This window comes from Aeribacillus sp. JST-2, assembly GCF_056032925.1.
Genome location: NZ_JBVVUU010000066.1, coordinates 1 through 8,419 on the forward strand (window position 1 = coordinate 1; position 8,419 = coordinate 8,419).

An 8,419-nucleotide genomic window follows, 5' to 3' on the forward strand; every position below is an offset into this window, starting at 1 on the left:
TCCTTCAGAAGCAAGGGGTTGAGGTATCTCAAAAAACGGTCGCCAGAATCATGAAAGATGGTGATATTCGTTCAAAACAAAGAAAAAATATAAGGCAACCACGAACTCGAAGCATCATTGGCCTGTGTATCCCAACTTATTGAATCAGCCGTTTGAAGCAGATGAGCCGAATCAAGTATGGGTGGCGGATATCACGTATATTTGGACGAAAGAAGGCTGGCTGTATTTAGCCTCCATCATGGATTTGTTTTCTCGTAAAATGGTAGGATGGTATCTTTCCGAGCGCATGACAAAGGAGTTAGTGATCAAAGCATTCCACCGAGCCATCCATCAGCGAAGTCCTCAACCTGGTCTGATTCACCATTCGGATCAAGGGAGCCAGTATGCATCGAATGAATACCAAGCCATGTTGAGGCAATACGGCATACAGACGAGCATGAGTCGAAAGGGAAACTGTTATGACAACGCATGTGCAGAATCGTTTCACAGCATCCTTAAAAAAAAACTCATTTTCCACGAAACCTTTACGACAAGGAAAGAAGCGAAACAACGGATTTTTGAATACATTGAGTGTTTTTATAATGCCGAGCGAATTCATTCCGCTAATGAGTACATGTCCCCGATGGAGTATGAGAAGCTGCATCAGCAAGACAAAAAGCAGCAACGTTTCTCACCATAAGTTACGATATAAGGGACATCTTTCCTCTTGAGAAGGGGAATGGTTTACCAAACCGTTCTCCTTCTCAAGAGGCCACCAAACGAAGTGCGGTAGTAGGATTTTAAATTTTTCTCGATTTTACGTGTCTATTTTCTTGACATAATACCATTCTTCTATTTGTGCCATCTTCTGCTCCACCCTCTTGAAGCCCCTCGTGGAATTCACCACTACCTTCTTCAAGTAAATCCGTTTTGGATTGTCTGTGTCATTGCCCATTAGAATGTCCGAGTAGAAAACTCTCTTTGATTGTTCCGTCCTTCCAAATAATAAGGAGCGACCTTATTTGTACTATGACTTCTGCTGTTTTTGACTGTTCAACAATCTATCACTAGATTGGTTGCCAACTTAGTTGGCGTATCAGTCAGACCTCCCCGGGTAAGAGTGCAATCTTTCCTTCCATCTATCTGCTTCATTTACTCCGTATCATCTTCGGTAGAAAGGGCTTTGTTTTGTTTGGCAAACTCACCCAGTGATACTTAGCCTCTTATGAAGTTCGTGTTCCCCAGACCGGAAGTTTGCCGCTCGCTTCCTTCAGATTCTGCGTCACCACGGACACCCTTGCGTTAGGCTAGCCCTACTTCTGCCTTCGCGGTTCGGGACTTTCACCCTAGAGATTACACCCATGCCGGGCGCACCAAAAAAGAAACCAGTCTGATATCCGTCTGGTTTCTTTATCGAATATTCACAAGACCCCTTCTACGTATTGGGGTCCAAAACCGACCTGTTTTTCCCACATTTTTTTGTAAAATCCACCTTCCTGTAATAGTGTGTTATGTGTACCTGTTTCTATTATTTCTCCATCTTTTACCACATAGATTCGATCCGCATCCTGAATGGTCGAAAGTCGATGGGCAATCACTAACCTTGTAATATGATGATTTGCTAGGTTCTGATCAATCGTTTTTTCTGTAAGAGTATCTAACTGACTTGTAGCTTCATCCAATATCAAAATATTTGGATTGTCGACCAGAGCCCTTGCGATAGCCAATCTTTGTCTTTGCCCACCTGAAAGTAGTTGCCCGTTTTCACCGATTATTGTTTTATATCCCATTGGCATACTTATAATATCATCATGTAAACAAGCAATTTCAGCAGCTTTACGAATATTTTCTGGATCTACGTCACGAAAAAAAGAAATATTTTTTTCGATAGTGTCATTAAAAAGAGCTGTATCTTGAAGTACTATACCGATCTGCTGACGTAAATAGGTTAAATCCAAATCTTTCAAATTTACATCCTTAAAGTAGATTTCCCCTTTTGTTGGAAAGTACATTCCTGTTAAAAGTTTAAGAATCGTTGTCTTACCACTTCCAGACGTGCCAACAAGGGCTGTTTTTTTCCTGGTTCAATTCGAATATTTAATTGTTTTACAACAAAATGTTGCTTATTTGAATATGAAAAACAAACGTCTTTAAAAGAAACAGGCTGCATCTGGATATTTATTTGTTTTTTTCCATTCGATTTTTCAATTTCTGAATCAAAAATATCCTCGATTCGTTTAAATACATTATCTAGTAGTTGAAACTGTTGTATGTTTGAAACAAGGGACCCTATTGGAGCAAGAAATGATGAAACAATAACATTAAAGGCTAGAAGCTGCCCTACTGTTATATTGTTATTAATAACTTCTTGAATACCAAACCATAGAATAAGTAATGGTGAAGTAATTCTTAAGGTTCCAACAATTCCATCTACGGTAGAACCTAGAAGAAACTTTCTTGCTGTGACCTTCACCTGTTCAGAATAGATCTCTTTCCATTTCTGTTTCACTTTATTGTTTAGTCCATTGGCTTTAATCACATGTATCGCCCTCAAAGCCTCAATGAGATAACCTTGCGTCTGTCCTTGAACAGAAAGGTCTTGTTGCGTGAGACGGTGTAATTTTGGTACAAAAGCGATCATGAAAAGTAACTGGATTCCGGCTAGGATGATGGTTGAAACAGCTAAATAAGGTGAATAAAGGAACATTACTAAAGCATAGACAGATAGCATTAGCAAATCCATCAATATTGTAATTCCATTCTTAGAAAGAACTTCCCGGATAATCGTTAAATTGTTCATTCGGTTTGCCAAATCACCACTAATGCGACTTTCATAAAAGCGCATGGGTAAATCCATCATATGAGAGAAAAAATCAAAAGATAAACTTGTACTCATAACAGATTGTAATTTGACGATAAGAAGTCCTCGGGCGATAGAAAATATTCCATAACCTATAAACAGAAGGAAAATGGAAACACCTAAAAGGTGAATTAAATCATTATTTTCAGGAAAAATGACATTGTCAATTAAATACTGAATAAAATACGGAACAACTAATGTTGCTAGCTGCACAACCATTGTTAGAAGAAGGATATTAACAACGATACTCGGCTTTGAACAAAAATATTTATAATAAAACTTCAAGCGTTTTTTTATCGTTCCTCTTTTTTTCTTGTTTACATTTAATTTCTGGAATTGAATAGCAACACCTGAATAGTGCTTTAAAAAGTCGTCCATGCCCATTTTTAATTTCCCAAGGACAGGATCTGCGATAAAAAATACTCCTTTCTTTATCCTTTCCAAAACTACATAATGATTGTTATTCCAGTGTAAGATGACCGGCAGTTTAAGTTTCCCAATTTGATTAACGCCCACCCTGTATACTTTTGCTTGTAAACCACACTCATTAGCTACTTTTTTTATACTTAAGGCAGTTACACCTTCTCTACTTATGAAGCATTTCCTTGTGATTTCTTCCTGACTATAAGGTAAATTAAAGAAATTCAAAATCATAGTGAGGCATGCAGGTCCACATTGTTGCTGATTCAATTGTTTTATCAATGATATTTTGTTCCTTCTGAATATCTTTTTCAGCATGAACAACTCTCCTTAGACAAAGAAACCATTAATCTACTAAAGAGCAGATTATTGGCTTCTTTTTCAATTAATTTTTTACAGAAAACGCAGAATCCAACTTTAACACTGAGGGAACTTTATGCTCATCATATAGTTTCAATAATCCGAGACCAATTCCAGAAAGTCCAACCATTAAACCTGGAGTTTCGTGCAAAGTAGGAAGCCCGCACCAGTAAACACCATTTTTAATTTCATTTAATAATCGTGACTTATAGTTGTTTATTCCAGCCAAAAGTTTTTCACTTTTCAAAAAGTTATTTGCATAGTTTAATATTTCTATATTTCCAATATCCCCATGGCATAATGAATGATCTTTTACAAACCCGAATTTGAGAGTCGTATCTACAGCTATGCGAATCTCTTCTTCGAATAATTCATCCTTGTAACCGAGGTTCCACAGTAAAATTCGAGACAGGCATATGCCGGCAGCCCCATGACACCATGCAGTCGGAAAGACCTCAAGATCTTTATGAGTTTGTCCTTGAACCGATCTTAAATCATACCAATTCCTTTTTTTCGAATCGTAAAGACTTCTTTCAAACGTTAAAGCAGCTGAAATCGTATGACTATAACTGTGGTTATCGATATATTTTTGTAGCTTTGCCAAAGCTGCAGCTATTCCTGCCACCCCATGTGCAAATCCCCCTAAAGGGGCAGATGAAGATTGTCCATTCCATCCCATACCACCGTCTTCGCCTATAGGAACAGCGCTTTTAACAAGGTAATTTCCACATTTTTGCGCAAGTTTTAAAAAAATTGGATTCTTATTAAACTCGTATAAATCGAGAAGAACGATAGTCGCTCCTGCTGCTCCACCTATTATATCGAATTGCTTATCGGCCTCAATACTTTCGTCTAGTAAAGGTATTAAAGAAGTTGCTTCTTCTAAAAGTTCCGGTTTCTGTAACAATTCACTCATATGACTCAAGACATAAAGATCAGAAGATAATCCAGTAAACGCCCCAATATTCGGATACTTTGGATCTTGCAGCTTTGCCAACAGCGGAACTATAGCTTGTTCGGCAGTATCGCGAAAATCAGCGCGCCCTGTCAATTTATATAAATAGCCATAAAAAATCGCTATGCCTCCGAGGCCATCATATAAATTCGTTCCAATTGGTTGTATCTTCCATTCAAATTCCTCGTCACCAATAAGGTTGCACCCAATCCAAGCTATGTCTCTTTCCCCATTATTGGAACCATAAATCGCTTTCGTGAGAAGGTACTCTCCGATCTTAATTGCTTCTTTTAAATACTCATCTTTCGAATAATCGCTTCCTTTTCTCAAATTGTTTAGTTGACGATTCTCAGGTTTTTTTATAGACAACATTGATGTTTCAATCAACTCAATTTGCCGATCCATATCGAAACGATCCATATGATCTATTTTATCCCTACATATGGATAGCGCATCCTTTTTGAAGAAGTTCTCAATGCAATTTCCCCTACTATCCCATAAATGAGGTTGACTCGGTATTTTTGTAAATAACGGAACATCACCTAACAACATATCAGATATTTCAGAACTAATTACTTTTGTTAAATCAGGTAAGTATAAGGTGTCTAGCCACAATTTATCTATTAACATTTCCCGATCAAGACCATCTCTCATAAAATCTGGATGATTACCTATTTGTAAAATGTCACTATATCGTTTTGTTTGTCGTACGATCTGCCGTGTGTGTACTTCGGAAAAAAGGGAATCAATTAAATTTTTAAATTCAGTTTTATTATTCATAATTAATTTGTAAACTTCTTCAAATCCTTTGATTATACTTCCCTTGTATTGATATGGGTCAGTGTACTCTTCGTTAAGTTTCGGACGATTATGACCTGCTGGTACCTGTACTTCCTTCCGTACGATCATCATTTCATCTGAATATGTTTTATCAAGTGTAGCTACTTTGTTTGGGTAATATTGACCCTCACTTGCCCCAATGCCACTTAAGTCTACACCTTTTTTATTTTTTCCAGAAAAAAAGCTGGTTGGCAGTAAACCAATTTGTAATACGGACATTTGAATAAAATTCCGACTTTTATCAAGCGCTGTTTCTCCATCAAATTCTATTACATCTTGATGAAAAATTGCTTCTAAATCCACTAATACAGGTTGCTCGCCCATCGCAATAATATTTTCGTAATGAAAATCAACTGCATTAATTGCATACAAAAGCCCTAAATAATACCCTGTGCGATGATAAAAGTTTTTAATTTCTATCTCCTTCTGGCAGGAGCTAGGTTCTATAAATTCGACCCAACCGTAATCATCTCGTAGTACAATCTTTGTTTTATATAAAGAATGCGCTAAATTTTTATTATTAAGCCATTCTAATAGCTCTTGAAAGTTTACATCTAATTTAAGTGATCTCGGTTTGTAAACAATTTTAGTACCATCAGTAAGTTTCAAATGAGCAACGCTTTTCCCTTTTTTATGTAAATCTCCTGTACCGAGTTTAATTAATTCGATGCAGGCTCCTTCATCAATCCCAAATGTTTCACCCAGCTTTTTTTTGTCATTACAATAGTTATTAATTATTTCGCTAACATTACAAGCCCAACGGCTAGCAGTTGTGAGTAGCAATCTCACCAAAAGTGGGTATTCATCATAAATTTTTTGAACGAATTCTTTATCCTTTAGTAAAGTATCATTAAAAAAATGGTACCTTTCTTCTGGGGTACTACCTTTTAATGTACCACTCACTCTTTCTACATTAAGTTCTAGAATTAGCGTACGAATCGATAATCTTAGTAACTGCTCTACTAGGGCAGACAAAATGGCACCCGTAGCGCTATCTGTAATGACCTTTTCATTTTTATGAATATATTCCTGTAGTTTTCCATAACCTAATTGTAAAAAAGGAATTAGAAATGAAAAGAATTTATGATCCTTACCTTTGGCAATCTTTATTAATGAATCAGGCAACTTAATGTTCTGGAAAGCTTCTAACTCGTCAGGATTATATTGTTCCTCTAAAATCTTGACGCTGAAATCTTTAGAATGTAAAATTCGAATGAAAGATGTCTTGGAAAGATCCCTATGCTTGAGAGATTTTTCGACTAACTTTTCTGATCCGATAAATTTGTTCCAGTATTCATACCTAGAATGATCTAATATGTCATCTTTCTGTTCAAAGTCATACTTTCTTTCGTGAATGAACGATGACTTTCTATAGTTAGCATTCTTCTGTGAATTTGTTATGGACATCGAAACACCTCTTTCGAGAAAAGTTAGTTTGGGATGCAGAGGTAATATGAAATTACCTCTGCATCATGTGGTATAGGAATGGTTAGTCTATATCGATGAAACTCACCTAGACATGTGTAGTTATCAACATACTTGTCTTTGTCATTTCCACTGTGGGCTCAGTGAAAATATTCAGGCTAAATGGAATGTTGATAACATAAAAGATAGACTTTAAATTTGGAGTTCGTATAAATCTTAGAAGCAAGGGATGAAGCATGTCCAAGAGCAGTTAGGGCATTCCCCTGTAATGGTGCAAATATATCCTGAAGAAACCATTACCTCAACATCTCCCGCTCCCGCTACTCCGCTCATTTCGGCTTCTGAGAGCTCTGCGAAAGTATCTCCAGCTGGGTGGCTAACCTTACCGTCGATTGACATTCTGTACATAGGGTCTTTCCAAGCACGAACTAAGTTTTCCTTACTCATAAAAGATCACTCCGTTCTTAAATTAAATTTTTTAAAAGCAAGGGATAAAGCATGTCCAAGAGCAGTTAGGGCATTCTCCTGTGATTGTGCAAATATATCCTGAAGAAACCATTACCTCAACATCTCCCGCTCCCGCTACTCCGCTCATTTCGGCTTCTGAGAGCTCTGCGAAAGTATCTCCAGCTGGGTGATTAACCTTACCGTCGATTGACATTCTGTACATAGGGTCTTTCCAAGCACGAACTAAGTTTTCCTTACTCATAAAAAATCACTCCATTTCCTAAAAATTTGTGCTCCTTCTATTTATGAACTATTGAAGAAGCTTAAAAGCTGTTAATTGTGAGCGTTTTTAGAAATACTCCTATTGTGTAACCGTACCGCCCACTTTACTTTTCTCCCCTCCTTTCATATTTTGTTATATCATATTAGTGTATTAGTTATCTAGCACCCTCTTACAATATTAAGAAAACTTTAGATTATTATCCAAAATTAATGTGTTAATTTTATTAAGATATTCCGCTAATAAACAAAAATAATTTAAATTTTTCATTCTATTTTTTTGATTCTATTGAAAAAAATTGATTATTTATATATTATTACCATGAAAATTCAAAATATTTGTAAACCAGGAAAAATATTAGGGGGTGGTTAATATTGCTGAATGCTATTGTTTTTTCTAAAAATGACGCTATCATTCAATTTTTTCAATGTATCTTTAAGAAAAGTGATATTGATTTTGTACATAGTTCTACATTGGAAGACGTAGAATTGCAAATTAGCCAACAAACGATAATAATCATTTTAGATATTCAAAATGAAGAAGATACGCTCTGTAAGTTGACAAAGTCTATAAGTGTTCCATTGCTTTTAATAGATTCAACTCAATGCAATACTTTTAAATCAATGAGCAACGCGAAAATTTTTTCGGAAATTTTTAATAGTCTAGCTGAAAGCTACGTTGATGCAAAGGAAAACTTATTTACTACACTAACTCCATTAATTCAAATTAACTCGCAGTTAAAATTTGATATTGGCCGTCATTGCGTTATTAAAAATGTCTCTTCACCATTTTCTGTGATTTGTACACGAACCTTGCATCATGTTAGCTGGATTTAGATGTCAATCAGACCGTC

At 36.3% G+C, this 8,419-nt stretch carries 6 protein-coding genes and 1 pseudogene; 2 read left to right on the forward strand and 5 right to left on the reverse strand.

What is annotated here, in order from left to right:
• Nucleotides 1–679: pseudogene (locus tag AC0KTX_RS16080) on the forward strand (IS3 family transposase); the annotation flags it as partial.
• Between the two features lie 721 nt (nt 680–1,400).
• Here AC0KTX_RS16080 and AC0KTX_RS16085 read toward each other — a convergent pair.
• The 5 genes from AC0KTX_RS16085 to AC0KTX_RS16105 all read right to left on the reverse strand — a co-directional run bounded on the left by AC0KTX_RS16085 (nt 1,401) and on the right by AC0KTX_RS16105 (nt 7,548).
• Entirely contained in the window at nt 1,401–2,012 is a 612-nt protein-coding gene (locus AC0KTX_RS16085) for an ATP-binding cassette domain-containing protein (RefSeq protein WP_474253100.1), read from the reverse strand.
• Nucleotides 1,997–3,577 carry a peptidase domain-containing ABC transporter gene (locus tag AC0KTX_RS16090; RefSeq protein ID WP_474253095.1) on the reverse strand — a complete coding sequence of 527 codons (1,581 nt, stop codon included), beginning with the start codon at nt 3,575–3,577 and terminating at the stop codon, nt 1,997–1,999. Before AC0KTX_RS16090 ends, AC0KTX_RS16085 begins: the two co-directional genes overlap by 16 nt.
• A gap of 67 nt (nt 3,578–3,644) precedes the next feature.
• On the reverse strand, nt 3,645–6,821 hold the full coding sequence (locus AC0KTX_RS16095; protein WP_474253096.1) for a type 2 lanthipeptide synthetase LanM family protein: 3,177 nt from the start codon (nt 6,819–6,821) through the stop codon (nt 3,645–3,647).
• A 234-nt stretch (nt 6,822–7,055) separates the two neighbouring features.
• Nucleotides 7,056–7,286 (reverse strand): plantaricin C family lantibiotic, encoded by a 231-nt coding sequence (locus AC0KTX_RS16100; RefSeq protein WP_474253097.1) that lies wholly within the window; start codon nt 7,284–7,286, stop codon nt 7,056–7,058.
• Between the two features lie 31 nt (nt 7,287–7,317).
• Entirely contained in the window at nt 7,318–7,548 is a 231-nt protein-coding gene (locus AC0KTX_RS16105) for a plantaricin C family lantibiotic (RefSeq protein WP_474253098.1), read from the reverse strand.
• Between the two features lie 392 nt (nt 7,549–7,940).
• Here AC0KTX_RS16105 and AC0KTX_RS16110 point away from each other — a divergent pair, with 392 nt between their 5' ends.
• Nucleotides 7,941–8,402 carry a hypothetical protein gene (locus tag AC0KTX_RS16110; RefSeq protein WP_474253099.1) on the forward strand — a complete coding sequence of 154 codons (462 nt, stop codon included), beginning with the start codon at nt 7,941–7,943 and terminating at the stop codon, nt 8,400–8,402.
• The last annotated feature ends 17 nt before the right edge of the window (nt 8,403–8,419 follow it).